This window comes from Shimia ponticola (assembly GCF_007995215.1).
GTDB classification, from domain to species: Bacteria; Pseudomonadota; Alphaproteobacteria; order Rhodobacterales; family Rhodobacteraceae; genus Shimia_B; species Shimia_B ponticola.
The window spans coordinates 1-25,786 of sequence record NZ_VCDK01000011.1 but is presented as its reverse complement, the minus strand read 5'-3'; the positions used below and the strand labels follow the sequence as shown (position 1 = coordinate 25,786).

Sequence of the window (25,786 nt, the reverse complement as noted above, 5' to 3'; positions counted from 1 at the left end):
CAGAAATTGGGCAATCACACCCCGCGCCCGAATCACGGGGGTCCAAGGAGTGATTCGCGACGGCGTTGCCGCTGAACTAACGGATTGTCAGCCACCCGAATCCATGCCTTTCTAGTCGCCGGTAGACCGCAAAAACATCGCCAGATTTGCCCGTTGGGGAGGACAGCAATCCATGGCTAAGACATTGATAACATGTGACTGTTTAGGGTCTCAGACCATCGACGCAGAGGCCCTGTCACAAGCCACCGGATTGGACGTTCGCAAACCCTGTACGGCGCTCTGCACGGATCAGATCGACCGCGCTGCGAAGGCCCTGAACGGCGGATCAGAGGGCGACACGATTTTTTGCTGCGCGCAGGAAAGCCGGGTTTTCGAAGCGCTCGCAGAGGACCTCGGAGTGGCTGCGCCGCCGACCCTCGACCTGCGCGACCGGGCCGGTTGGACCTCTGACACGGCGCCAACACTACCCAAAATGTCCGCCTTGATTGCCGAAGGATTGCTGCCTGCGCCGCTGGAAAAGGCTGTAGATGTCATTTCAGGGGGACTTTGCCTGATTTTAGGGCCATCTGATGTCGCTTTGCACGCTGCAGAGCAGTTGAAAGATCATCTCGGGGTCACCGTCCTTTTAAGCGATGCAAAGGACCTGCCCGATACACGCGACTACGATGTTGTTATTGGGCAATTGCGGCGCGCAAGCGGTGCCTTGGGTCAATTCGATGTGGTGATCGACCAATTGCAACAGCCCCATCCCGGCGGACGCGAGCGGAGTTTGTCAGAGCCGCAGAGCGGTGCGCGGTCGCAATGTGACATCCTGCTGGACTTGCGCGGCACCGATCCGTTGTTCCCGGCCCATGAAAAACGCGAAGGCTACCTGCGGGCCGATCCGTCCCACGCGCCGGCTGTTGCTGCCGCCGTCATGGCCGCGTCGCATCTGATCGGCACCTTTGAAAAGCCGCTTTACGTCAAGGCAGAGCCGTTGCTTTGCGCCCATTCCCGCGCCGAAAAGACTGCCTGCACCAATTGCCTTGACCTGTGCCCGACCGGCGCCATCACCTCGGCAGGCGATCATGTCAGCATTGACCCGATGATCTGCGCCGGATGCGGCGCGTGCTCAGCCGCCTGCCCGTCCGGAGCGATCAGCTACGACGCCCCGCCTGTCGATTTTACTTTCCGCCGCGTTCAGACGCTCGCCAAGGCCTATTTGGACGCTGGCGGCGTAGTGCCAAAGCTCTTAGTGCATGATGCGCATGGCGGCGAAATGGTCCGCCTGTCGGCACGCCATGGACGCGGCCTGCCCGCCGATGTGATCCCCATGGAAATGTCCGCCATCGGCGCGTTCGGCCATGCCGAGATCACGGCAGCACTTGCCGCGGGCTTTGCCTCGGTCACTGTGATGCCCGGCCCCGGCGCAGACAAACCCGCCTTGGAAACGCAAGTCACCCTTGCCTTTGCCATCGCGGGCGAGGGCCGCGTGTCCCTGCTCGACACGTCCGACCCTGACGCCATGTCAGATGCACTTTTTGGGGCTGAGGCCCCTGCCCCGGTCGCCAACCCTGTGCGTCCCATGGGAACGCGCCGCCAGATCACCCGTCAGGCCGCGAAGGCTCTGAATCCAGAGGCAGACATGCTCGCCTTGCCAGCGGGTGCCCCTTATGGCGCCGTGGTGGTGAACACGGACGATTGCACCCTGTGCCTGTCCTGCGTGTCGCTCTGCCCCTCTGGGGCCTTGGGCGACAACGAGGACAAACCACAACTGCGGTTCCAAGAGGATGCCTGCCTGCAATGCGGCCTCTGCGCAAATATCTGCCCTGAGGACGCGATCACCTTTGATCCTCGCCTGAACCTGACGGACGCAGCACTGCGCCAAGAGGTTCTGAACGAGGAAGAACCCTTTCCATGCGTGGAATGCGGTGCCTTGTTCGGCTCAAAATCTGCCATCGACCGGATCACCGAAAAACTGACGGGCCATTCGATGTTCAGCGATCCGGCCAAGCTGCGCATGATCCAGATGTGTGACGACTGCCGCGTGAACGCGCAGTTCCATTCGGAAAACAACCCCTTCGCCGGCGCAGACCGCCCACGGGTGCGCACCACTGCCGACTATTTTAGCGACCGCAAGGATCACTGATGCTGCAACGGCGCCCCAAGGTCAGCGGCCTCCATCGCCGCGACATAGTCGATCATGGCGTAAAGTTCGTCGATCGTCAGCTCGATGGGCGCGATGGGGCTGGGCCGATCCTCGGGGAACGGCTCGGTCAGATCTTCGATCTGCGTGAACGCCGCATGGGGTTTCAGAACGTAGAACGCGCCAAACCGGTTTTCCCAATCCGGAAAACTGCGCAACACGGCAAAACTGGGGGTCGAGCCAATGGACGACCACGCCGTGTTCGCATCGACCGCATGGCATCGCGTGCATTTCTCCAGCGACACCTGATGCCCCCATTCGACGTCGCCGGTGACAACCACTTCTTCGACCTCGGCGACGACCTCACTCGGGGGTTCAAACACAGCGATACCGTCCGGCGCAAAGCTGAAGACGGTGTTTTGCCCAATCTCAGATATCAGCCAGTCGGCAAACCGGTCCGTGCCTTTGTGGCCCTTGCCCGGAACACTCAGGTGCCACGTCGCGCCAGCGCCCTGAAACAGCGCCCGGCCATCCGGCCCCAGAACCACCTGCGCGGCGGACGGGTCCACCAGATCAACGCGCACTTGCGTCTTGAGTTTGAAGCGCGGCAGAATGTGTTTCATCAGGCCCGTGTCGATCAATTCAGGCGGCGCATAGAGACCAACGACTCGATCATCCGCCAGAGCCAAACCAGGCCAGATCAAGGCCAAACACAGCAGAACACGTTTCAATACCATCATGACCAAAGCGTAAGCGCCGCCAGCCGAAGCGGTCAATAGAGCCAAGGTCTCGGACAAAACGGGGAGAGGAAGCACCAATGTCAGACGAAGCACCCAACGATTTCAACATGTCGATGCGCAAGTTCCTCAAGCAGGTCGGCGTCACGTCGCAGCAGGCCATTGAAGAGGCCGTGCGCAGCGCGGACGGAAAAGGGCCATTCGCGGTCAAGGCCGTCATCACCATCGAAGAGCTGGGCATGACCCACGAAGTCAACGGTAAGATCGAGGGTTAATAGGTGGCAAATCGTGACGCGGTCACAGCCGCGCTGAAAGGGATCACAGACCCGGTGTCGGGCTCTGACATCATGTCCGCAGGGATTGTCCGGGCGCTGAACGTTGATGACGGTGGCGTACGTTTCGTCATGGAAATCGCCCCGTCGCAGGCCAAAGCCTACGGAGAGGTGCAAGCCGCCGCCGAAGCGGCGATCAAGGCGCTGGGGGTCGAGAAGGTCTCGATCATCATGACCGCGCACGAAGACAAGGCCCCGCCCCCGGACCTGAAACCAAACCGTCCGTCGGAACCCAAAGGCCCGCAAAAAATCCCCGGCGTGGATCGGATAATTGCCATCGCCTCCGGCAAAGGCGGCGTCGGGAAATCTACAGTGTCGGCCAACATCGCCTGCGCGCTTGCGCAACAAGGTCGTCGTGTAGGTCTGTTGGATGCAGACGTTTACGGGCCGTCACAGCCCCGGATGCTGGGCGTTTCTGGTCGGCCAGCCAGCCCGGATGGCAAGATCATCCTGCCGATGCGCAACCACGGCGTCACGATGATGTCGATTGGCCTGATGACCAACGAAGATCAGGCAGTCGTCTGGCGTGGGCCGATGCTCATGGGCGCGCTCCAGCAGATGATGATGCAGGTGCAATGGGGCGCGCTCGATGTGCTTTTGGTCGACCTGCCGCCCGGGACGGGTGACGTCCAGATGACGCTCGCGCAAAAGGCGCAGGTCGACGGAGCGATCATCGTCAGCACACCGCAGGATATTGCCCTGCTTGATGCGCGTAAGGGCATCGACATGTTCCAGCAATTGAACGTGCCGATCCTTGGCATGATCGAGAACATGAGCACACATATCTGCAGCAACTGTGGCCATGAAGAGCATGTCTTTGGTCACGGCGGCGTTGCAGCCGAGGCCGCCAAGTTGAACGTGCCATTGCTGGCCGAAGTGCCTCTGGACCTGCAGATCCGACTGGCCGCCGACGGCGGCGCACCGATTGCCGTCAGCCAGCCTGAAAGCAAACAGGCCAAGGCGTTTCAGGACGTGGCACAGGCGCTGGTTGCACGGGGGGCCGCATGACCCCCAGCTTTCCGCCGCTGATGTACGGAGAAGACGTCCAGTCAGATGCATTTGGCCATGCGGCGCGGCGCGCAACGCTGGGATGTGACGCGGGCCTGATCTCTTACGTATTGGGTGCCAGTCGGATCGAAGCGGCGATGGTGTTCGCGCCAGAGGTTCCCTTGGCGCAAGCGATGACGATGTTGCCCCTATGTGGCGTCGGATTTCAGAATGCCTTGGGCGCGCTTGCCCCGCCCGAGGTGGCCGTTCATTTGGAATGGAGTGGCGGCATCCGGATCAATGGCGCTTCCTGCGGTCGTTTCTCGGTGGCAGCGTCAGACCCTAATCCGGCCGAAACGCCGGATTGGCTGGTGGTCGGGTTTGTCTTGCCTCTGTTGCCTGAAACCGACGAGACCGGCCATACACCAGATGAAACCGCGCTCTTTGTCGAAGGCTGTGCCGAGGTTCAGCCTCCTCTTTTGGTTGAGGCCTGGGCGCGGCACACGCTGAACTGGATCACACGCTGGGAATCTGACGGGTCACGCGCCTTGCACACCGAATGGCGCGGCCTTGCGCATGGGATCGGCGAAGACACCGAGGACGGCACATTCCTGGGCGTCGACGAGGATTTTGGCATGCTGCTGCGCAAAGATGACAATACCACCGCAATCCCGCTGACAACGCTGTTGGAGACGCCATGACAACCGCCCCTCAAAAGCTTGCTCGCGCCATCCATTTCGACGAGAGCGATCAACGCGTTTTTGCAAACCCGGCACGCACCGGCGAATGGTGCATTTCTGGCGGTTTCGAGTTCTCAAACTGGACCGAAGGGGATCTGACAGGCAAAGCGCGACAGGCGTTTTCCAACGGCTGGTTCGGGCTGGAAACCGGTGGGCGCGTGACGTTTGTAGCGGTCACCCAGATCGAGGACGCAGAGTTAGAAACCCTTGCCGCGCTTTTGGCCCAGCATTTCGTGACCTATTACGGCGCGCCCTCGCCCGACGCCGCCCTGCCCGTCGCACGCGAAGAAATCGCCCAAATGGTCGATCTTTGCGCCGACCATGATCCAAACACGCTTTTGACCGTTGCGCGCGAGCTGACCGATGCGGGTGTAAGGGAGAGCTTCCGCATGATCGAAGCGCAGGATGCAGGTCTGGATCAGTTCGCGATCCATGGAGATACCGGCGACGGTGCGCACGGGCATTCGCATTAACACTGTGCTTTGAGTCTATGAACCGCCCGGCGGCACCGCCGGGCCGCGCCGTTCCGCCCCCACGGGGCGGCGCTACCGTACCGACCGAGCGTTTAATTCACCGCGTTGAACACAAACAGGGTCTCACCATCGATGGTGTAGCCGTTGATCAACTCAGCCGCTTTGTCCGACACCAGCCAGTTTTCCAGGCTCTGCACCAGATCACCTTTCACGTGACGGTGGCGCTCGGTGCTGACAGGCAGATAGGCGTACTGGTTAAACAGAACCGGATCACCGGCATAGAGCAACGCCAGATCGCCCTTATTGCCGAAATTAAGCCAGCTGGCCCGATCTGACAGGATATAGGCATTCAGGCCAGAGGCCGTGTTCAGCGCCGCGCCCATGCCCGCACCCACGGCATTGTACCATCGACCCTCTGGCGAGGCGCCAGAAGCCTCCCACAGGCTCAATTCCTTCTTGTGGGTGCCACTGTCGTCCCCACGGCTGACAAACGTCGATTGGGCCTCTGAGATCGCCTGAAGAGCCTCTGAGGCGCTCTCAGACGATTTCACACCTGCTGGATCCCCTGACGGCCCGATAAAGACGAAATCGTTATACATGATCTCGCGCCGGTAAGGCCCATAGCCCTCGGCGACAAACGCCTCTTCAGCCGCCTTTGAATGCACGAGGATTGCATCAACGTCCCCTGCCCGGCCAAGTTTCAGCGCCTGGCCTGTCCCCACCACCAGCAACTGCACCTCAATATCCAACTCCGCCTTGATCTCGGGCAGCAGAACTTCGGCCAGACCAGAGTTATGAAATGACGTTGTCACCGCCATGCGCATCACATCCGTGGCCTGGGCAGCCGTCCCGAAAAGTAAGACAAAAACTACACTAACGATGCGGATCATGTAACGATATCTCCATTCAAGAAGGCCCGCGCCGGGGCAGTTTCCGGCGCATCAAAGAACGCCGCGGCTGCGGAGGTCTCATGTACGCGACCATGCAGCATGAACACCACCTCATCAGCAAGCCGGCGCGCCTGCCCCATGTCATGTGTCGACAGGATCAGATGGGTCCCGGCGGCTTTGGTGTCCTGCAGGATCGACTCGATCTCGGCGGTGGCGCGCCCATCCAGTGATGCGCACGGTTCATCGAGAAACACGACCTGCGGTTTGATGATCAAAGCCCGGGCGATCGCCAGCTTTTGCTGCTCTCCGCCGGACAGGACGGTCGCCGGACGATGCAGCATGTCAGACAATCCCACGCGCGCCGCCCACGCCTCGGCCTCGGCAGCTGCGGCTTTGCGGGGCGTGCCGCGAAGGCGCAGTGGATAGATCAGGTTTTCCACCACGCTTCGCCGCAGCATGACAGGCCGCTGAAAGACAAAGGCCTGCGCCTCTTGTGCCTGCTCTGTCGGAACGGCCCAGCGGATTGACCCGGCATTCAGGCGCGCCGCGCCGTGCAGCAGTCGCAGCAACGTCGTCTTACCGGCTCCGTTCGGCCCGACCACAACCGTGGCCCCTGCCCCGGTCAGCGTCATCGACACAGGCCCAACCAATGTCTTTCCACGGCGGCGCGTTTCCGCGCCTTCGACGGTCAGGGGAAACAGGCTGCTCACCACCGGCCCTCCCGTTCGGTTTGGCCCAGCCAATGGATGCACAGATTCACCGCAATGGTCAGGCCGATCAAAACGATCCCTAGGGCTAGAGCCAAGGCAAAGTCACCCTTTCCGGTCTCAAGCGCGATGGCTGTCGTCAAAACACGCGTCGCGTTATCGATGTTGCCGCCGACGATCATGATCGCGCCAACCTCTCCGATACCACGCCCAAACCCCGCCAAGGCCGCCGTCAACAGCGCGCGCCGCGCATCCCACAGCAACGTGCGGATCTTTTGCCACTGCGTGACATTCATGGAAATCAGCAGGTCATGATAATCCTGCCACAAATCGCGCAAGGACTGATGCGCGATGCTGGCGATCAGAGGAATGATGATCACCATCTGAGCGATGATCATGGCCGTCGGCGTAAAAAGAAGCCCAAAGACCCCGAATGGCCCGGATCGTGACAACAGGATGTAGACCACGAGACCGACAACAACGGGTGGCAACCCCATCAGAGCATTCAACACGGCGATCACCGTGCGCCGCCAACGGAACCGACGCACCGCCAGCAGAGCCGCCAACGGCATCGCAATCGCACAGCCCAGCACCAACGCTGTCAGCGTCACGTGCAGACTGCGCAGCGCAATCTCAGCCAGTTCTGCGTCGGCGGTCACGACCAGCCAGAAGGCTTGGCTCAGACCGCTCCAAAGGTCGGTCATCACCGAACTCCGTTTCGTGCTTTGGGCACAGGTTTGCAGCGGCATTCGACGGTATGCCACCCCGAAAACGCCACCTCTCAACTGACTGGGCAGCCTGACCCAAGCTGTCCGAGGGTTTGGCCACCCGCCGGTCAAAATGTCCCAAGGCTGCTGGCTCCGCACCGCGCGCGTCAGGATTTGCCCGAAGCGGTTCCCCCGGATAGGCTGACGGTACAAACCGGAGGGCCGATTTTCGTGAGAACTGTTCGCCTGCGCCTGCTCGTGCTGGCCCTTGTGCCGGTCATGCTGCTTTTGCCGTTGCTTTTGCTTCTGGGCATGGCGCGGTGGACGGCGGATTATGACGAGCTGCTGATCGCCAAGGTCGAAAGCGACCTGCGCATTGCAGAACAATACCTGACCCAAATCCTCGTCAGCACAGGTGATGACCTGCGCTCTGTGGCGGACTCCGTGTCCTTCGCGCGGGCGCTGAACACAGGTGAAGTGGCGACAACTGCGTTCTTCGACCAGACGCGCGCAGAGCTGGGCCTTGATTTCCTGTACTACCTGCCGGACGAGGACGCGATTGATGCCGCCGCACGTTGGCCTGTGATCGCGACCGCGCTCGACGGATCATCGCGCACCGAAATAGACATTTTTCCCGCCGAGGATCTTGAGGACCTGGCCGACGGATTGGCTGAGCGCGCGCGTGTCGCGCTGATCGACACGGCAGCCGCTGTTCCCACCGACCGCACGGAGGAAAACCGCGGCATGGTCGTCCACGCCGCGAGCCCTGTCCGCACCGATACAGCGCGGGGCGTTCTGATCGGCGGCATCCTCTTGAACCGCAATCTGGATTTCATCGATACGATCAACGCGCTTGTCTATTTGAACGCCGTAACCGGCGGTGAGAACCAAGGCACAGCTACCTTGTTTTTGGACGACGTGCGCGTGTCGACCAACGTGCGGTTGTTCGAAGATGTACGCGCGCTTGGAACGCGCGTCTCGGCGGCTGTGCGGGGCGCAGTTCTGGACGAAGGACAGACGTGGCTCGACCGCGCCTTTGTCGTGAACGAGTGGTATATTTCCGGCTACCTTCCGATCCGGGACAGCTTTGGCACACGCGTTGGCATGCTTTATGTCGGGTTCCTCGAAGGTCCGTTCTCCGCCGCAAAACGTGAGGCGCTGATCTGGATGATCGCGGCTGTTGCAGGTGTTCTGATCCTGTCGGTCCCTGTCTTCCTGTGGATGGCGCGCGGTGTCTTCGCGCCTTTGGAAAAGATGACGCGCACGATGCAGCGCGTCAGCAACGGCAATCTATCGGCACGGAATGGCCATTCGCAGCGGCGCGATGAAATCGGCCAGGTCGCGGACCACCTCGACGACCTTCTGGATCAGGTTCAGGACCGGGACCAGAAACTTCGGGCCTGGGCGGATGAGCTGAATACCCGCGTCGATCAACGCACCGCCGAGTTGCGCGAAACAAATGCCAAGCTGGAAGAAACCTATCGTCAATTGGTCATGAGCGAAAAGTTGGCCGCGATTGGCGAAATCACAGCTGGCGTCGCCCATGAAATCAATAATCCGGTGGCTGTCATTCAGGGCAATGTGGACGTCATGCGAGAGGTCCTTGGACCGCAAGCCGACCCCGTTGAGACAGAGCTTGATCTCGTGGACCAACAGGTTGGCCGTATCCGCGCCATTGTCGGAAAGCTTTTGACTTTTGCCCGCCCAGGGGAATTCAACGAAAGCCTCACCTCTGTCGACCTAAAGAGCGTAATCGAAGACTGCTTGCTCTTGGTTGATCATGAATTGCGTAAGGGTGATATCGCCATCCATTGCGATCTACGTGAAGTTCCCTCAATCGAAGCGGAGACAGGCGAAATTCAACAGGTGATTATCAACCTTCTGGTTAACGCTGTGCAAGCGATGCAAGGCGCTGGCGACCTCTCGTTGAGCTTGGCGCAAGCAACGCAAGATGGGCAGGCCGGTGTGTCGTTTGAGGTGCGCGACAGCGGTCCCGGCATTCCGAAAGACGCCCTGGACACCGTCTTCGATCCGTTCTTCACGACGAAACAGGCGGAAGGCACCGGTCTAGGCCTCTCGATTTCGCAGGCCATCATCCAGCGCACAGGCGGGCAGATCACAGCCCGAAATCATCCCGATGGCGGGGCGGTTTTCTCGGTGTGGATTCCGTTGGCTGAGCAAAGCATCGCGGCTCAGTGAAAAAGTTGCCCATGGGCAACTCGAGTCATGCCACCCCTTGAATTGCCCATGGGCAACTTTTTTAACGCTCTTCCAGAAACTGACCAAGTGCGGCACTCAGCGCATCGTTCGACAAGGTGCTGTCAAACTCGATCACTGTTTTGCGGCCTCGATGCCGCACGAGGATGGGCGTGTCATGGGTCGAGCGGCTGTATTCCGTGCCGTCTTCCTGTTTGGGTGGGGCAGGGGGCCTCGCCGCCGCTTTCAAACGTTTCATCACCTCTGGGCCATCAAGCAAGCGGCCCTTCCCGCTGCGCGCGCGGGCTTGTTCGGCACCCAGCACACGCGCTGCTTCCAGCACGCGGGTATTGGCCTCAGGATCAGAGATGATGGGTTTCAGATCGCGCGCGTGCCGTTCCTTGATGTCCCGGATCGTTGCAAACGCGTTGACAATATCGGCAGGCAATTTTGCCAGCTGCAAGTATCTGGACAGCCATGGCGGGCTGACTTCGAGCCGTTCCGCCATCGCCTTCTGCTTGCCGCCATAATAGCGTTCAATCGCGTCAGCGTAGTCGATGGCGCGTTCAAAATCGCTGATGTCTTCGCGATCGCGGTTTTCGATATCGGCGAGGCGAAACGCCTCTTCGTCGCTCATCTCGCGAACATCGATAAGGTATTTGAATTGGGTGTAGGTGTTGGCCCGTAGCCAGCTGACGGCAAAGTGCCGTCGCGCGCCACAGATCACCTCATAGCTATAGTTGGGGTCGTCGATGGGCCGCACGATGGCTGCAAATTCCTGACGCCCTTGGGCACGGATGCCGTCAATCAAATCGCGACAATTCTCTTCGGTCAGAAGCCCGTAGTCGCGGTTGTGGCGCGCCCACATCTTGCACTCAGCCGGGTCGACCCAGCGCAAGGTCTTTTCTTCGACCTCACCAGATAACTGGTCGGCAATCGTGGTGGACCGCTTCAAAAACCGACTGCCGCGTTGTGAGGGCCGCTCTGCCGGGACATCATCCAATCCGCCCAGAACATCGTCATAAAGGTGACTGTGTTTCTTGCTCATAGCAGGCCTTCCTTTCTGAGCGCGGGGTGGTGGCTGGGCCATGTCTTGCGGATCAGGATTTCGATCTCTCGATTCACAGCGTCCAGGTAGGCGCGGCAGCGTTTATAGGTTTCGGTTCGAGTGCCCGGCCCGGTGGTTTCATAGACCGTCGACAGATTGGCCGAGGCATTGTCGATTTCGGCGCTGTCCTTGAGAACGGCTTGCATCATGTCCATCGGGAACACAGCCTCCATCATCCGTTTGATCGCCACATGCGCCGACTTGTTGTCATTCATCTTGGTGGCGAGAATCTTAAGGAAGGCGTAATCACGCGCACCGCCGGCTTCTGCGAGTTCATGGAGCGTTGCGCCCATCATCTTGAGAAAATGCGCGGTCGACCCGAAATCAATGTTGTTTGGCGGCGCCGGGATCACCAACGCATCTGCAGCCCGAAGCACAGACAGTGACAGCATCCCGAGGGCAGGGGGCGGATCGAGAAGGATGACGTCAAACTGATCCCTGATGGTGTCGATACCTGAACGGAGCCGGTCTAGGACAAATGTCTGTTCTCGCACCATGCGCGCTGCGAACTCATACTCCGCATCATACAGACCCAAATTCGCCGGAATCAGCGCCACACCGGGCCAATACGTGGCCCGCAGCGCATAGTGCAGTGACGTCGGCCCACCATGACGGAAAAAGGGATAGAGGGTGTCTTCGTCCTCATCGACATCGACGTCAGGGTTCAGGCCAAAGACACTGGTGGTGCTGGCCTGACTGTCGCAATCAATGACGCAGACGCGGTAGCCTTTCAGGGCCAGATACTGGGCCAAGTGACAGACCACGGTCGATTTCCCGACACCGCCTTTGAAGTTCTGGATCGCCAGCACCAGCGCCCGGTCTGTCTCAGCGCGGTGCGGTTGCGTGCCGAACAACTCGCGCATGCGGTTGATGTCGCTCAGGGCATAGCCCGTTCGACGGTTGGTTTTTGGGTCCTTATCCGGGGTCGGCAAACGACCGTCATCCTCGGCATCGCGGATCGCTTTCTCACTGCGTCCAACCATCTCAGCGGCGGAGCGCATGTTGAAACGCAGGTCCAGCTGCTTGTCCGCGCCGGGGGCATAGACCCGTTCGCGCAAGCGGGAAATGACTGTCGAAGCGCGGTTGGCGAGTGTTTCCAGATCCTCCAACGTCACTGGTGGCAGTGCGGAGTTGTCCATGTGTGCTACGATCCTCAAACGTTTTCGAGAATCATGCTGGTAAACGCTTGTGGGGTAAAGTGCGAAGTTTGCGGAAGTACGCCTCAAAAACCGCACCCTGCGCATCAGGGTTTCAGGTTTTGGTATCTAGATGGCTCACTAGCAAATTGAAGCCGATGTTTAGAGGAAACTGTCGCCTTCGTCCCGATATGTAAGAGTAACGGTGTTCGCTGAAAACGTGGGGTCGAACCTGCACCCAAAAACCCTCAAAAACCAAATAAACAGAAACGTCTTGGTTCCTTGTTCATATGGTTCTGATTCAAGGCCCGTTAGCCCATGAAATTACTTGGAAAATTTCCTGAAAGCTTACGTATTGGGTCGGATTTACCTACATCTTGGGATGGCTCGCGATACGTTCTGGGGCGGTAGCACTTACGGATGGGGTGGGCTCTGAAAGCTTACCTTTCGGGTGCGGGATCAAGCGGGAATTTTGTGCCGAAAAAGGCTAGTCTTCTCAGTGAGATGCGAATCGGTAGGGCCTGATCCCGATTCGTAAGGCTTACGTTTTGGGTGATTTACCGAAACCTGCCTTCGTGATAACTTACGCCAAAGAGCCTACAAAAGTAAGCCAGAGCAGGTAAGAGATTTCGACATGGCCCCAGCAGACAGACCGATCCGTACCGTCGATGCACGCCCGAATGCGGAAACGCTGGTCAAGCCGGGTGAGCTGGTCGATCTGGTCGAGGTCACGCCGCTGACGCTGGCTGACCGGCGCATTTACAACCAACTCCTCGAAAACGCTTGGGATGCCATCGACAAGCCGGTGACTCATGTCATCGCTAAATCTGATCTGCGCGGGTCGCATAATTCCAACGACAGGGTGGGGGAGTCGATTGAGCGGCTGATGTCATCCATCGTGAAGGTGCGCGTGACCCATGACGGCGAACCTGCGATTGAGCGGGTGCAATTGTTGGGCGGCAACATCGAGACAACCCGGCGCGACGGGCTGCTGGAGTATGAAATCCCGCCGCGCCTGCGCAACATCATCAAGGACAGCACCGTCTTTGCGCGTCTTCAGCGTGAGGTCATGTTTGCGCTGTCGTCGAAATACGCGCTGACGCTCTACGAGATGATCCAGAAACGCGGCAAGCTGCGTTGGCGGTCATCGGAAAAGTTCAGCCTTGAGGATTTGCGCGGGGTCCTGGGCGTGCCCAAGGGTAAGCTCGGGTCTTGGTCCAACCTCAAGCTGCGCGCGATTGATCCGGCTATGGCCGAGGTCAATGCGCTCAGCGACTACGTCGTGGCGATTGAGCCGATCAAGACGGGGCGCCGCGTCACCCATGTTGAGCTGCGCTGGTGGTCCAAGGATGCTGGCGGCACGGCCGCCGCCGAGCGTGAACTTCAGTTCAGCAAGGTCGGCCGCAAGGCACGGACCCAAGGTACGACCGAGACCGTGAAGGCGCGTCCAGCGTGGTTGGATGACAAAGGGCCGTCTCTGCGGTCGGAAACCTATGAGACCGCCCGCCTGCGCCACGCTGGCTACGATATTTACCACGTCGAAGGGCAGTGGCGCGACTGGATGAAAGGAAAGGCCCCGCCGGAGGATGCCGACAGGGCTTTTCTGGCGTTCTTTCGCAAATTCGCCGAGGCGAACCCGATCTAGCCAGGCATTTCGAATTTAGCCCCCATTACTGGGCTGTGCGGGCTGATCCGGCATCTTTTCGATGCCGTTGGGCTTCAACGTTGCCCAGTGTTCGTCCACCGTGGGTTTGGGCGGCGTGTCGCATTCGCGCTCGTGGATGTTCACCTTGGCGATGAAATTCGCTGACACGGGCGCAGTGACGAACAGGAACGCCATGATCAGGACCTCATGGTAGGACCCGTACCCGAAGGTGAAGTTATGGATGATCGATGCCGCGAGCACGGCACCGACACCGACGGTGCCGACCTTGGTCGGGGCGTGCAGGCGGGTCATGCTGTCTTTCAGCTTCACAAGCCCGATGGTGCCGACCATGACAAAGGCAGAGCCGATCAAAAGACAGATGGCGGTCGCGTAGGTTCCAATCACAGTCCAGGTCATTCGATGATGTCCCCCCGCAAGATAAAGCGCGCGAGCGCGACGGTGGATACAAAGCCCAGCATGGCAATGATCAACGAGGCTTCGAAATAGATCGAAGTGCCTTGGGAAATGCCCAAAAGGACGATCAATGCGATGGCGTTCACCACCATGGTATCAAGCGCAAGGATACGGTCGCCAGAACCCGGTCCGACCGCCACCCGCACCATGGCAAGGATCTGGGATATGACCACCACAGCGAAACTGATGGCCACAGACCAAGCGAGAAAGGTCGCGCCGGGTCCGTCGCCGACGGGCAGGTTGAAAAGATCAATCATGCGAAAATCTCCTCGAGCCGGGCCTGATAGCGCGACATGATTTCATCGCGGACACCATCAGGGTCGTCTGTGTGCAGGATATGGACCAAGAGAGAGTGCCCCCCGCTCGACATATCCGCCGACACCGTGCCGGGGGTCAGCGTAATCGTCCCGGCCAGCATCGTGATCGCCTCTGGCTGTTTCAGCGTCAGCGGGATCGAAATCCATGCGGGTTTCAGTTTTTCATTTGGAACCGTCAGAACGATCCATGCGACCTCGATATTCGCGACGATGATGTCCCAAAGCACGATCACCGCGTAGCTAAACATCTTGCCCATGCGGAACGATTGTGGCGACAGCGGCCACCATGGGGCGGTGGCAAAGGGAATGATGATGCCAAGGATCAGCCCGAACACCGCCATGCCCCAAGAGAACTGGTTCTGAAGCACAATCCAGACGATGGCCAACAGGATCGTCAGGAAGGGATGCGGTACAATCCGCTGGAACAGAGACCTATTTTCCATCTCATTCTCCTCCCTTCGGATCGCTCAGCTTGCCGGGTGTCTCAAGCACAACGCTTAGATACGTGTTCGGCGCGAATAGCTGTGCCGATGTGGCCTGCGTATAGCTGTGAACCTGCCCGGCAAAGACGGTCAGCAGGATCAGGACAGCGGCCAAGCCACCAACGCCCGCATAGGCCATGACCGACGGGGCCGTGGCCTCGGACTCCGGGTCAGGCTCCACGATATTGGCCTTCCAATAGACCGTGCTTCCTGCGCGGCCAAAGCCAACGACGCTCACAAGGCTTGAGATGAGGATCACGGAAAAAATCCAGACCGCGGCCGGTTGGGCAAATCCTGCCTGCAACACCATGATCTTGCCCAGAAAGCCCGAAAGCGGCGGCAGACCCGTCATCGCGATTGCGCCGAAAAAGAACAGACCCGCCGTTAGTGCAGCCCCCGCGACCGGAGCGCGCGTGATCAGTTGCAATGTGTCCCGGCCATGACGTGTGAGGTCGACGACAAGGAACAGGATGGCTGCTGCCAACGTCGAATGCAGCATGTAATAAAGCGCGGCAGCGATGCCGACCTGACTGAACATGCCAACCGCGACCAGAACCGTGCCCATCGAACTGATCACGGCAAAGGTCACAAGGCGATCCAGCTTTTTCGCGGCCAGAATACCAAGAGCGCCCACAGCAACCGACACCAGTGCCAACGGCAGAAGCCATGTCCCGTGCAACCCTGCTGTCGCCTCGATTTCGGCAGGAAAGACCATCGTGTAGACGCGGATGATGGCATAGGCGCCGACCTTGGTCATGATCGCAAAAAGCGCTGCCACCGGGGCAGGGGCCTCGGCATAGCTCGACGGCAGCCAGAAATGCAGCGGCACCAACGCCGCCTTGATCGCGAAAACGAGGATCAGCAAGACAGCAGCCACGCGTAGACCAGCGGTCTCCGCACCCGGCTCCAGCCCCTGAACACGGATTGCCAGATCTGCCATGTTGAGCGTGCCTGTTTCCGCGTAGATCGAGCCAAGCGCGAAAAGAAACAGCGTCGAACCCAGCAAGTTAAAGAGCACATATTGAACGCCCGCTTTCAGGCGCTCGTTGCCGCCCGCGTGGATCATCAGGCCATAGGAGGCGATCAACAGCACTTCGAAGAAGACAAACAGGTTGAACAGGTCACCCGTCAGGAACGCACCGAGGATGCCCATCAACTGAAACTGATAAAGCGCGTGGAAGTGTCTACCGCGCGTGTCCCAGCCAGACCCAATCGCATAGATCAGCACGAACAGAGCCAGAATGGCCGTCAAAAGCACCATCATCGTCGACAGCCGGTCGCCGACCAGAACGATGCCGAATGGCGCGGCCCAGTCGCCCAGCTGATACAAAAGGACGGTGCCGTCAGAGGTCTGCCACATCAGGCCCGCACCCAGAGCAACAAGCGCCAGCATCGTTGCAACCGACATCACACGCTGGATCGACAGGTGATAGCGCGCGGCCAGGACGATAAACGGGGCCATGAGTGCCGGCAGAACAACGGGGACAATCAGCCAATGGGTCATTGGGCGCTCTCCTCGGTGTCGTCAATGTCGTCAACATGGTCATCATTCGCACCAAGAAACGCGCCGAGCGCGATCATCACGACAACCGCAGTCATGCCAAAGGAAATCACGATGGCCGTAAGCACAAGCGCTTGGGGCAAGGGGTCCGCGTAGGTCAGGTCTTCGTAGCGGTTCAGGATCGGACCTGCGCCAATGGTCAGACGACCCGAGGCAAACAGGAATACATTCACCGCATAAGTCAAAAGCGAGATCCCGAGGATCACCGGAAAGGTCCGCAGGCGCAGCACCAGATAGATACCACCGGCGGTTAGAACACCGATGGCAGAGGCAACCAAAAGCTCCATTATGCTGTCTCCGTCCTGGCTTTGCGTAATTCGTTCAGCGGGTCTTCTGCTGGATCGTCACGGGCCGGGTTGATTTCCATGGGGTGTTCGGATTCGACCATGTCGACCCGGCGCGCGAGGCGCGAGAAGCTTTCGAGCGACAGCATCACAGCGCCGACGACCGCAAGGAACACACCCACGTCAAACAGCGCGGCTGTGGCCAGTTCGAATTCTTGGAAAGGCGGAATACGCACGTAGGTGAAATCAGATGTCAGGAACGGTTTGCCAACAAACCAGGAGCCAATCCCCGTTAGGCCCGCGACCAGCACACCCGCGCCAATCACACCATGGTAGGGATAGCGCAGCCGCGCCGAGGTCCAGCCAAAACCAGACGCCATGTACTGCATCACAACAGCGATCGACACGATCAGACCAGCGATGAACCCACCGCCGGGTTCATTGTGACCGCGCAGGAAGATGTAGAAACCAACCATCAGCACAATGGGCATGATCACGCGGGTCAGGACCACCATCATCATCGGATGGGCGTCACCTGCAAAGGCCTGATCCGGTTTCCGGTTCAGCAGCCGCGCGCGGACGGGGCCGCTCAACAGAGTTTCCGTCAGCGCGTAGATCAGCAGGGCTGCGATGCCCAGAACGATGATCTCGCCATAGGTGTCAAAGCCCCGGAAATCGACAAGGATCACGTTGACCATATTGGTGCCGCCGCCGCCTTTGTACGAGTTGGCGACATGGAAGGCCGAAATCGGGCCTTCGATGGCGTCCCGCATCAAGTAGTGAAACGACAATGCAGTGGCCGCGATCCCTCCAATGATCCCGATGCCTGCATCGCGAATACGGCGCAGCGCGCCGCTTTCATCCGGGGTCCGCTTGGGCAGGAAATTCAAGGCCAAGAGCAGCAGGATGATCGTCACGACCTCGACCGTGAACTGGGTCATCGCAAGGTCAGGCGCGCTGAAGAAGACAAAGCCAGCCGACACCATCAGACCGACGATGCCGATCATCACCAAAGCAAACAGGCGATAGCGGTGCATCACGACCAGAACCGCCGTTGCGGCAATGACCATGGCCCAACCGCCGACGGCAATCGGGGTCATCGGCTGCATCTCACGCGCAGTCGCGCCGACAACACCCGTGCCAAAGGCGTAATAACCGGCCCCCAGAACCGCCAAGACCATGACCGCTGCATAGCGTGTGAAAGCTCCGTCATGGATTGGCGCAATCAGCCCGCGGGCCAGAGCCACAGCACCTGCGATGACGCCATCGAACATGGGTTTGGCATCCGGGCGCGGGGTCGCGTCCCATGCCCGCAGAAGCGGCGCAAAGACCAGATACATCAGGAACCCGCCAACAACAGCGATGATTGACATGAACAAGGCAGGCACCAGCCCGTGCCAAATCTTGAAGTAAGCTTTTGGCACCTCTGCAGCCGCGCCTAGGACGTCTGCGGTCACAAGTTTCACGAAAGGTTCGGCAAGGAACGGCGCGACACCGATGACAATCACCAAAACGACAAGGATCGCAGGCGGCAGCCACAAGCCCGCGCCCGGATCATGCGGCTTTGCAGGATAGTCGTCGCGGACTGGTCCAAAGAACGTGTGACCGATGAAACGGAAGCAGTAGGCGGCTGAGAAAAGCGAGCCGACCGTCGCCAAAACAGGCACCAGCCAGGGTGCCCCGAACAGGACTGTGCGGTTTGCTTCTTCCAGCATTTGTTCCTTGGACAAGAAACCGTTGAGAAAGGGGATACCGGCCATCGACAACGCCGCGATGGTGGCAATCACAAAGGTGATCGGCATGAGTTTGCGCAGACCGCCCAACAGACGAATATCGCGTGTCTTGGCCTCATGATCGACGATCCCTGCTGACATAAAGAGCGCGGCCTTGAACGTCGCGTGGTTCAGGATGTGGAACATCGCCGCCATCGCGCCAAAGGCCGTGCCTGTCCCCAGAAGCATGGTGATCAGGCCCAGATGCGACACGGTCGAATAGGCAAGCAAAGCCTTCAGGTCGTGTTTGAAAAGCGCGATCAGCGCCCCAATGACCATGGTCAGCAGGCCCGCCGTCGTCACGATCACGAACCACTCGGTCGTGCCCGACAACACAGGCCAGAGGCGGGCCATCATAAAGATACCAGCCTTCACCATGGTAGCAGAGTGCAGGTAGGCCGACACAGGTGTCGGAGCCGCCATCGCGCGGGGCAGCCAGAAATGGAACGGGAACTGCGCCGATTTGGTGAAACAGCCCAAGAGGATCAGCAATAGGGCAGGGACATAAAGCGGCGATGCCTGAATGGCCTCGCGATTTTCAAGGATGACGGACAGGTCATAGGACCCGGCAATCTGTCCGAGGATCAGCAAACCACCGATCAACGCCAGACCACCCATGCCCGTGACCGTCAGCGCCATCCGTGCGCCTTGGCGACCTTCGACCACGTGTTTCCAGTAGCCAATCAGCAAGAACGACGCGAGCGAGGTCATTTCCCAGAAGATGAGCAGGAGAAGGATGTTGTCCGACAGGACGATCCCGACCATCGCGCCTTGGAACAGGAGCAGGTAGGTAAAGAACTCGCCCATATTGTCGCCGCGCGCGAGGTAAGAGCGGGCATAGGCGATGATCAAAAGACCGATGCCCAAAATGAGGGCGGCAAAGAAGAACGCCAGACCATCAAGGTGGAGGTTCACATTCAACCCAAGCGCGGGCAGCCATTCGACCCGCGCCTGCACAACTTCGCCCGCCAAAACTGCGGGGAGTTGGGACAACAACCCGACAAAGGCAACAAGTGTGACCATGAACGTGACCCCGGCACAGGCCTTTCGACCCGCCGAATTCATCAACCCAGGCAGCAAGGCACCCAAAAAGGGCACCGCAACGATGAGAAAAAGGGACACGCGCGCTCCTAACCCGACCAAAGTTGTGTGTTAACTGTAACTCGACGCGCGGAACCTCAAGGGAAATCGATCTAAAATCGGTCGCTTCGACGCGCAGTGTGCTCAAATTTCAGGCAGATTTGTTTTCCGAGTGGATATCTCTATCCGGCAAGGACCTGTGAGGTCATGCGGACTCACCTGCCGATTGATCCAACAGCGTGGGAAACCAATCTTCGCGCAGCTTCTGCCCTTGGACCATATCGTGCCCCGGAAACGGTGGCGACGTGCGGCCCGGCCGTTCTGTGTATCGGGCGTCATCCCCGACTAGGCGAAGCGAAAAGGCGCGTCGTCGTTTCTCGGTCGTGTTGCCGCGTGCGCCGTGCAGGATCATGAAGTTGAAGGCAACCGCGTCGCCCGGCTCCATGGTGAACTCTCGGATTTCCATCGCCTCTGCGTCTGGGTCCGGCACGGGCATGTAGTCTTCTTCGTTTGGATAAAAGCTGGTTTCGGCCAGCCAGCGGGTTGGCAGCACGGGCTTGTCCCAAAGGTGTGATCCGGCAACGCAGCGCAGTGTTGCGTCTTCGACAGAATCAAGGGGCGACCAGAAACTGATCGTCTGACGCCCTTCGACAAAGTAATAGGGCCCGTCCTGATGCCATGGCGTCGGCTTCGAGGTGCCGGGTTCCTTGACCAGAACATGATCATGGAAAAGCTGCACCGTCTTGGACTGCATTAGCTCCGCGCCGACCGGAGCGGCAGGGGAGGCCATAATGGCCTCGCGAAACTCCGGGATGCGCTCCCAATTGCAATAGTCATCAAAGAAGCGTCCGCCTTCACCCTCTTTCAGGTTTTCGGCGGCATAGGGTCCCGGCTCAGCCATGTTGCGTTCCACGCCAGCGCGCAAGAGATCGACCTGATCGCGGAACAGTCCTTTGATCAGGACCACACCGTCCTTTTGGAAAGTGTCTATGTCATCAACGGTCAGCAAGGGATGGGTCATGGCTAAAGTGTCACTCCATTAACTCAGGCGCGCGAAGCGACGGATTTCGTCGGCGATGCTGAGGACGGTTGTCAAAGATGTCTTGGCGTTCCCGCTGCTGGGAGCGCCGATGATCTTCATCTCGTAAGAGCAGGCAGGCGAGGTCACCTGATAGCTGTGGATGTTGCCCGAGACGGACGGGTCAGCCACGAGCGATACCTTCACCCGTTCAAATCCCGGCCCGGCAAGCGCAAGCGCCGCCACGACATTCGCGTTTTTGGGAAATATGCTGACGGCTTCGCGGCCCCAACCGCTGAAGAATTCAGAAGGCTGTTCGAGGGTATCCAGATCAACCCGGTCTTCTGCTGCCGTGCCCTTCCATGCGGCGGGCGGTTTGGTTCCGATGTAAGAGACGGTTGTGTCTCCCTCGGCGGACACGGCACGCAAGAGATCGAGGCCACCAATGGCGCCGGAGGGCAGGATCAGCTGCGCGCGACCGGCCTTGGCCGCGGTGTGGAGGTCGCGTTCCAGAGTCGGGTCCGCCAAGGCCCCCACGGAGGCGATCAACAGAGGCGTGCCGCTATTCAGCACCGTCGCTCCAAATTCGCGGACAGCGCCTTGTCCGGCGCATTCGACAACTAGATCCGGTCGCCCTTCCAGAAGAGCGTTCAAACTGTGGACCTGTCGGAGTTCAGGCGGTGCGTCGGTGATGGGGGATCGCGTCAGGGCCGAGAGGGTCATGCCCTCTGTGTCCGCAAACCTGGCATGTAGTTCGCGGCCAATGCTGCCGAACCCGATCAATGCGATGTGCATGACACCGTTGCCTTACTGGTTGCGGACCTCGCGCACCCACGCAACCAATGTGCGCCGCGCGTCTTCGTCCATTTGAATTGCGTTCGGAGGAGGCATGGCGTGGCTCACCCCGGCTTGCAAGTAGATCTGATCCGCGTGACGGGCGACGTCGCCGGGGCTTTCGAGGTACACGCCCTTGGGCGCCCATTGCATATTGCCCCAGACCGGTTCGCGGGCATGGCACATCGAACAGTTGCCGATGACCACGTCGTACGCCTCTTCGAACGACGCCGCTGACACGTATTTCTCTTCATAAGGCGTCAGCGCGCGCGCCTCTGCGTCTTCCCATGTCTCGCCGGTCTGAACCGTCGACAGCCACGCAATCAACACCATCAAGAGCGCCGTGACACCCCACGTCCAATGCGGTCCCTTGCCGGTGGCGTGCATGGTGTTGAAGTAGTGGCGGATCGTGACGCCGGTCAAAAAGATCAAGCTCGCGATGATCCACGCATATTCGGTGGCGAAGGCCAGAGGATAGTGGTTCGACAGCATCAGGAACACGACCGGCAAGGTCAGGTAATTGTTGTGGGTCGACCGGACCTTGGCGATCTTGCCGTATTTGGCGTCGGGCGTGCGCCCGGCCTTGAGATCGGCGACAACGATCCGCTGGTTCGGCATGATCTGAAAGAACACGTTGGCGGTCATGATCGTCGCCGTGAACGCGCCCAGATGCAAAAGCGCAGCGCGTCCGGTGAAGATCTGATTGTAGCCCCAGGACATAATCACGAGGATCACGAACAAGAGAAGCATCAAGAGGGTTGGCGTCTCGGCCAGCTTGGATTTGCACATCTGGTCATAAAACAGCCAGCCGATCGTCAGCGACCCGCCTGAAATCAGGATACCTTGCCAGAGGGCGAGATCGGCCTTGGTCGGGTCCAGCAGGAAGAGCTCGCCCCCCACCCAATAAACGATCATCAAGAGCGCCGCGCCGGACAGCCATGTCGTGTAGCTCTGCCATTTGTGCCATGTCAGGTGCTCTGGCATCTCGGCAGGAGCGACCATGTATTTGACGGTGTGATAAAAGCCGCCGCCGTGGACTTCCCATTCTTCGCCATGCGCGCCTTCTGGCAGGGCCTTGTTCGGCTTCAGCATCAGATCGAGCGCGATGAAATAGAACGACGCCCCGATCCAGGCCATCGCGGTGATGACGTGCAACCAACGGACGGAAAAGGCGATCCAGTCCCAAAGTATTGCCAGATCGTACATGCGGTTCCCCCAAGATTCGTCGTTTCCGGCACCCTAGGCGCGTGCGGTTTGTTCTGGTATTGCTGCCAAAGACCAAGCAGCATCAAAAAAATCAGAATAATGTCCTATCTCGACAATATCCGCACATTTGTCCGTGTCTATGAGTTAGGAAGCATGTCTGCCGCCGGGCGCGACCTGCGGATTTCACCGGCTGTCACGTCCTCGCGGATTTCGCAGCTGGAAGAGCATCTGGGCGTGCGTCTGTTTCAACGCACCACACGCAGTCTGGCACCGACCGAGCAGGGCAAGTCGTTCTATCGCGGCGCGTCGGAAATCCTCGAAGCTGTCGAGAGCGCCGAAGCGCAGATCGTCAATATCACCGAAAACCTGAAAGGCTCGCTATACGTCGCTGCACCGCTGGGCGTCGGGCGGCGTTTGATTGCGCCGCAGGTGCCTGATTTCCTCAAGGACTATCCAGAGGTCAGCGTGCGTCTGCGGCTGACGGACAGGAAGGTTGATCTGACGACCGAAGGTTTGGATCTGGCGTTTTTTCTGGGAGAACCCGAGGACAGCAATCTGCGCATCCGCAAGATTGCGGATGTCGAACGCATCCTATGCGCCGCTCCCGAGTATATCGCGCGGCGGGGTATGCCTGCGGACGGCAATGACCTTGTCTCTGATGGACATGAGTGTCTGAGCCTGCGCTTTCCGGGGGCCACTGAATTTCACTGGCGGCTGATGACGCCGATGGGACCCAAACGGTTCCGCGTCACGGGGCATTACGAGTCCGACGATGGCGATGTCCTGACGGATTGGGCACTGGCGGGACATGGGGTTGTGATGAAGCCGGTCTTTGAAATTGCAGACCATTTGCGGTCGGGTGCGCTGGTGCCTGTGGCGGAAAACTCACCACCCGCACCCATCCAAATGGCGTGCCTCTTTACCCACCGTCGCAGGCAGGACCCTAAAACGCGCCTCTTTATGGAGTTCATGATCGACCGCGTTGCGCGGACCATCAAGGCCGCGGATCAGGCGCTCTAGGCTTAGCTGCCGCGATACGTCGAATACCCGAATGGCGAGAGCAGCAGTGGCACGTGGTAATGCGACTGCTCTGACATCCCGAAGCGGATTGGAATGATGTTCAGAAACCTTGGGTCCTCGGGTGGGGTGCCGCTTGCGTCCAGATAAGCGCCCGCGTGAAACACCAGCTCGTATTCCCCGATTTCAAAGGCATCGGCGGGCAGGATTTGTTCATCCGTGCGGCCGTCATCATTTGTGTGCAGCGTTTTCAGCAACGTGCGGCCTGTGCCATCAAGACGGAACAACTCGATTTTCAGCCCCTCGGCTGGGCAGCCGCGTGCGGTATCAAGGACATGCGTGGTGAGGTAACCGGTCATCGTTAGCGTCTCCTGAGGAATGCTCCGCTTCTAGGACAAAAGCTCCGATGGAAACAAAGCCGGTCTGCCCGAAGGCTCCTTTTCGTTTTTTTTGAAAAAAATCTGGGATTATTTGGTTTATGCCTCGGTGAACGAAAAGGATCGACCTGTGACCCGATATCCAAGAGACCTGACCGGATACGGCGCGAGACCCCCTGTGGCCAACTGGCCCGGTGGGGCAAAGATCGCTGTTCAGATCGTCCTGAACTACGAAGAGGGCGGCGAAAACAACATCCTTCACGGTGATCCCGCATCCGAGGCGTTCTTGTCCGAAATCACGGGTGCTCAACCCTGGCCCGGTCAGCGCCATTGGAACATGGAATCCATCTATGAATACGGCGCGCGCGCAGGGTTCTGGCGTGTGCATCGTCTTTTGAAGGACACGCCGATTACCGTTTATGGGGTCGCAACTGCGCTTGCCCGTGCGCCCGAGCAGGTGAAGGCGATGAAGGACGCGGGCTGGGAGATTGCCAGCCACGGCCTGAAATGGATCGAGCACAAGGACATGTCTGCCGAGGAAGAGCAGGCGCAGATTGACGAGGCAATCCGCCTGCACACCGAGGTGACCGGCACGGCACCGCAGGGGTGGTACACGGGCCGATGTTCGATGAACACCGAGTGGCTGGTCGCCGAAACAGGCCAGTTTGCCTATGTCGCTGATAGCTATGCCGACGATCTGCCCTATTGGGTCCGCTACGGCGACCGCGATCAGCTGGTCGTGCCGTACACAATGGATTGCAACGACATGCGCTTTGCGATTCAGGCGGGATTCACGAATGGCGATCAGTTTGAATCGACGCTGAAAGACGCCTTTGACACGCTTTATGCCGAAGGTCTGGGCGGTGCGCCTAAAATGATGTCAATCGGCCTGCACTGTCGCCTGATCGGTCGCCCCAGCCGCATCGCGGCCTTGAAGCGTGTTCTTGAGTACTTCCAAGCTCACGGGGGCGTCTGGTTTGCCACCCGTCTTGAGATTGCCGAACACTGGGCAAAGGAGCATCCACCGGTGCGTGAAACACGACCTTCCGACATGGACCGTGACACCTTTGTGGCTGAATTCGGCGGCGTGTTTGAACACAGCCCTTGGATTGCCGAAGGTGCTCACGCGCTGGAACTGGGGCCGACGCATGACACGGCCGCGGGCGTGCATTCGGCCTTGGCACGGATTTTCCGGTCAGCGGATGATGACAAACGGCTGGGCGTGTTGAATGCGCACCCGGACCTTGCCGGGAAATTGGCCGCCGCTGGTCGACTGACGGCTGAGAGCACTGCCGAACAGGCGGGGGCCGGACTTGATATGCTGACCGATGAAGAGCGCGCCACGTTTACCGAGTTGAATGAAACCTACACACAGAAATTCGGGTTTCCGTTCATCATCGCTGTCAAAGACAACACCAAGGCGACGATCCTCGACGCGTTTCACAAACGGATCAACAGCGACCGCGACACCGAGTTTGCCGAGGCCTGCCGTCAGGTCGAACGGATTGCCGAGCTACGGCTCGAAGAAAAGTTCTCGACATGACCAGGACGCTCACAGCACGTCCGATCACGCAGGAGGCC

Annotated in this window: 25 protein-coding genes; 9 read left to right on the top strand and 16 right to left on the bottom strand. The window is 59.4% G+C overall.

Features of this window, described 5'->3' with window-relative positions; genetic code table 11:
- Positions 1–172 precede the first annotated feature (172 nt).
- The gene (locus FE702_RS18100) at positions 173–2,128 is read left to right on the top strand and encodes a 4Fe-4S binding protein (protein WP_147127754.1); all 1,956 of its coding nucleotides are present in this window, start codon (positions 173–175) and stop codon (positions 2,126–2,128) included.
- On the opposite strand, the gene FE702_RS18095 is transcribed toward FE702_RS18100, so the two are convergent.
- Entirely contained in the window at positions 2,122–2,865 is a 744-nt protein-coding gene (locus tag FE702_RS18095; RefSeq protein WP_255449734.1) for a hypothetical protein, read from the bottom strand. The genes FE702_RS18100 and FE702_RS18095 overlap by 7 nt on opposite strands.
- A 77-nt stretch (positions 2,866–2,942) precedes the next feature.
- Between FE702_RS18095 and FE702_RS18090 the strand changes: the two genes are divergently transcribed.
- The 4 genes from FE702_RS18090 to FE702_RS18075 are packed head-to-tail and all read left to right on the top strand — an operon-like array spanning position 2,943 to position 5,394.
- On the top strand, positions 2,943–3,137 hold the full coding sequence (locus FE702_RS18090) for a DUF6494 family protein (protein WP_147127753.1): 195 nt from the start codon (positions 2,943–2,945) through the stop codon (positions 3,135–3,137).
- A gap of 3 nt (positions 3,138–3,140) precedes the next feature.
- On the top strand, positions 3,141–4,202 hold the full coding sequence (locus FE702_RS18085; protein ID WP_147127752.1) for an Mrp/NBP35 family ATP-binding protein: 1,062 nt from the start codon (positions 3,141–3,143) through the stop codon (positions 4,200–4,202).
- Complete coding sequence (locus tag FE702_RS18080; protein ID WP_147127751.1) at positions 4,199–4,882, top strand: biotin/lipoate--protein ligase family protein; 684 nt, start codon at positions 4,199–4,201, stop codon at positions 4,880–4,882. Before FE702_RS18085 ends, FE702_RS18080 begins: the two co-directional genes overlap by 4 nt.
- Positions 4,879–5,394, top strand: a complete 516-nt coding sequence (locus FE702_RS18075; protein WP_147127750.1) for a DUF6505 family protein — start codon at positions 4,879–4,881, stop codon at positions 5,392–5,394. The genes FE702_RS18080 and FE702_RS18075 overlap by 4 nt, the downstream gene beginning before the upstream one ends.
- 92 nt (positions 5,395–5,486) lie before the next feature.
- On the opposite strand, the gene FE702_RS18070 is transcribed toward FE702_RS18075, so the two are convergent.
- Genes FE702_RS18070 through FE702_RS18060 form a run of 3 tightly spaced genes read right to left on the bottom strand, consistent with a single transcriptional unit; the run spans position 5,487 to position 7,695 of the window.
- The gene (locus FE702_RS18070) at positions 5,487–6,284 is read right to left on the bottom strand and encodes an ABC transporter substrate-binding protein (protein WP_147127749.1); all 798 of its coding nucleotides are present in this window, start codon (positions 6,282–6,284) and stop codon (positions 5,487–5,489) included.
- Positions 6,281–6,994 (bottom strand): ATP-binding cassette domain-containing protein, encoded by a 714-nt coding sequence (locus tag FE702_RS18065; protein ID WP_255449733.1) that lies wholly within the window; start codon positions 6,992–6,994, stop codon positions 6,281–6,283. Before FE702_RS18065 ends, FE702_RS18070 begins: the two co-directional genes overlap by 4 nt.
- On the bottom strand, positions 6,991–7,695 hold the full coding sequence (locus FE702_RS18060; RefSeq protein WP_147127748.1) for an ABC transporter permease: 705 nt from the start codon (positions 7,693–7,695) through the stop codon (positions 6,991–6,993). The genes FE702_RS18065 and FE702_RS18060 overlap by 4 nt, the downstream gene beginning before the upstream one ends.
- 234 nt (positions 7,696–7,929) lie before the next feature.
- Between FE702_RS18060 and FE702_RS18055 the strand changes: the two genes are divergently transcribed.
- Positions 7,930–9,897 (top strand): sensor histidine kinase, encoded by a 1,968-nt coding sequence (locus tag FE702_RS18055; RefSeq protein WP_147127747.1) that lies wholly within the window; start codon positions 7,930–7,932, stop codon positions 9,895–9,897.
- A 61-nt stretch (positions 9,898–9,958) separates the two neighbouring features.
- On the opposite strand, the gene FE702_RS18050 is transcribed toward FE702_RS18055, so the two are convergent.
- Together FE702_RS18050 and FE702_RS18045 are read right to left on the bottom strand one after the other, a co-directional pair.
- A complete protein-coding gene (locus FE702_RS18050; protein ID WP_147127746.1) occupies positions 9,959–10,942 on the bottom strand; it encodes a ParB/RepB/Spo0J family partition protein in 984 nt (327 codons plus the stop codon).
- Positions 10,939–12,141, bottom strand: coding sequence for an AAA family ATPase (locus FE702_RS18045; protein WP_147127745.1), 1,203 nt, complete (start codon positions 12,139–12,141; stop codon positions 10,939–10,941). The genes FE702_RS18050 and FE702_RS18045 overlap by 4 nt, the downstream gene beginning before the upstream one ends.
- A 631-nt stretch (positions 12,142–12,772) precedes the next feature.
- Between FE702_RS18045 and FE702_RS18040 the strand changes: the two genes are divergently transcribed.
- Positions 12,773–13,783, top strand: coding sequence for a replication initiation protein (locus FE702_RS18040; protein ID WP_147127744.1), 1,011 nt, complete (start codon positions 12,773–12,775; stop codon positions 13,781–13,783).
- Between the two features lie 15 nt (positions 13,784–13,798).
- Here the strand turns inward: FE702_RS18040 and mnhG are convergent, their stop codons facing one another.
- The 9 genes from mnhG to FE702_RS17995 form a co-directional block, all read right to left on the bottom strand.
- Complete coding sequence (gene mnhG / locus FE702_RS18035) at positions 13,799–14,200, bottom strand: monovalent cation/H(+) antiporter subunit G (RefSeq protein ID WP_147127743.1); 402 nt, start codon at positions 14,198–14,200, stop codon at positions 13,799–13,801.
- Complete coding sequence (locus FE702_RS18030) at positions 14,197–14,514, bottom strand: K+/H+ antiporter subunit F (RefSeq protein ID WP_147127742.1); 318 nt, start codon at positions 14,512–14,514, stop codon at positions 14,197–14,199. The genes mnhG and FE702_RS18030 overlap by 4 nt, the downstream gene beginning before the upstream one ends.
- Positions 14,511–15,017, bottom strand: coding sequence for a Na+/H+ antiporter subunit E (locus FE702_RS18025; RefSeq protein ID WP_147127741.1), 507 nt, complete (start codon positions 15,015–15,017; stop codon positions 14,511–14,513). Before FE702_RS18025 ends, FE702_RS18030 begins: the two co-directional genes overlap by 4 nt.
- Before the next feature lies 1 nt (position 15,018).
- Entirely contained in the window at positions 15,019–16,560 is a 1,542-nt protein-coding gene (locus FE702_RS18020) for a monovalent cation/H+ antiporter subunit D (protein WP_147127740.1), read from the bottom strand.
- On the bottom strand, positions 16,557–16,904 hold the full coding sequence (locus tag FE702_RS18015) for a Na+/H+ antiporter subunit C (RefSeq protein WP_147127739.1): 348 nt from the start codon (positions 16,902–16,904) through the stop codon (positions 16,557–16,559). The genes FE702_RS18020 and FE702_RS18015 overlap by 4 nt, the downstream gene beginning before the upstream one ends.
- On the bottom strand, positions 16,904–19,795 hold the full coding sequence (locus FE702_RS18010; protein WP_147127738.1) for a monovalent cation/H+ antiporter subunit A: 2,892 nt from the start codon (positions 19,793–19,795) through the stop codon (positions 16,904–16,906). Before FE702_RS18010 ends, FE702_RS18015 begins: the two co-directional genes overlap by 1 nt.
- A gap of 163 nt (positions 19,796–19,958) precedes the next feature.
- Entirely contained in the window at positions 19,959–20,774 is an 816-nt protein-coding gene (locus tag FE702_RS18005; RefSeq protein WP_147127737.1) for a phytanoyl-CoA dioxygenase family protein, read from the bottom strand.
- An 18-nt stretch (positions 20,775–20,792) separates the two neighbouring features.
- Positions 20,793–21,566, bottom strand: coding sequence for an aspartate dehydrogenase (locus FE702_RS18000; protein WP_147127736.1), 774 nt, complete (start codon positions 21,564–21,566; stop codon positions 20,793–20,795).
- 12 nt (positions 21,567–21,578) lie between these two features.
- Entirely contained in the window at positions 21,579–22,811 is a 1,233-nt protein-coding gene (locus tag FE702_RS17995) for a urate hydroxylase PuuD (protein WP_147127735.1), read from the bottom strand.
- A gap of 99 nt (positions 22,812–22,910) precedes the next feature.
- Between FE702_RS17995 and FE702_RS17990 the strand changes: the two genes are divergently transcribed.
- Entirely contained in the window at positions 22,911–23,831 is a 921-nt protein-coding gene (locus FE702_RS17990) for a LysR family transcriptional regulator (RefSeq protein ID WP_147127734.1), read from the top strand.
- Positions 23,832–23,833: 2 nt separating this feature from the next.
- Here the strand turns inward: FE702_RS17990 and uraH are convergent, their stop codons facing one another.
- A complete protein-coding gene (gene uraH / locus FE702_RS17985) occupies positions 23,834–24,187 on the bottom strand; it encodes a hydroxyisourate hydrolase (protein ID WP_147127733.1) in 354 nt (117 codons plus the stop codon).
- A gap of 148 nt (positions 24,188–24,335) precedes the next feature.
- Here uraH and puuE point away from each other — a divergent pair, with 148 nt between their 5' ends.
- Positions 24,336–25,748, top strand: a complete 1,413-nt coding sequence (gene puuE, locus FE702_RS17980; RefSeq protein ID WP_147127776.1) for an allantoinase PuuE — start codon at positions 24,336–24,338, stop codon at positions 25,746–25,748.
- Positions 25,749–25,786: the final 38 nt, after the last annotated feature.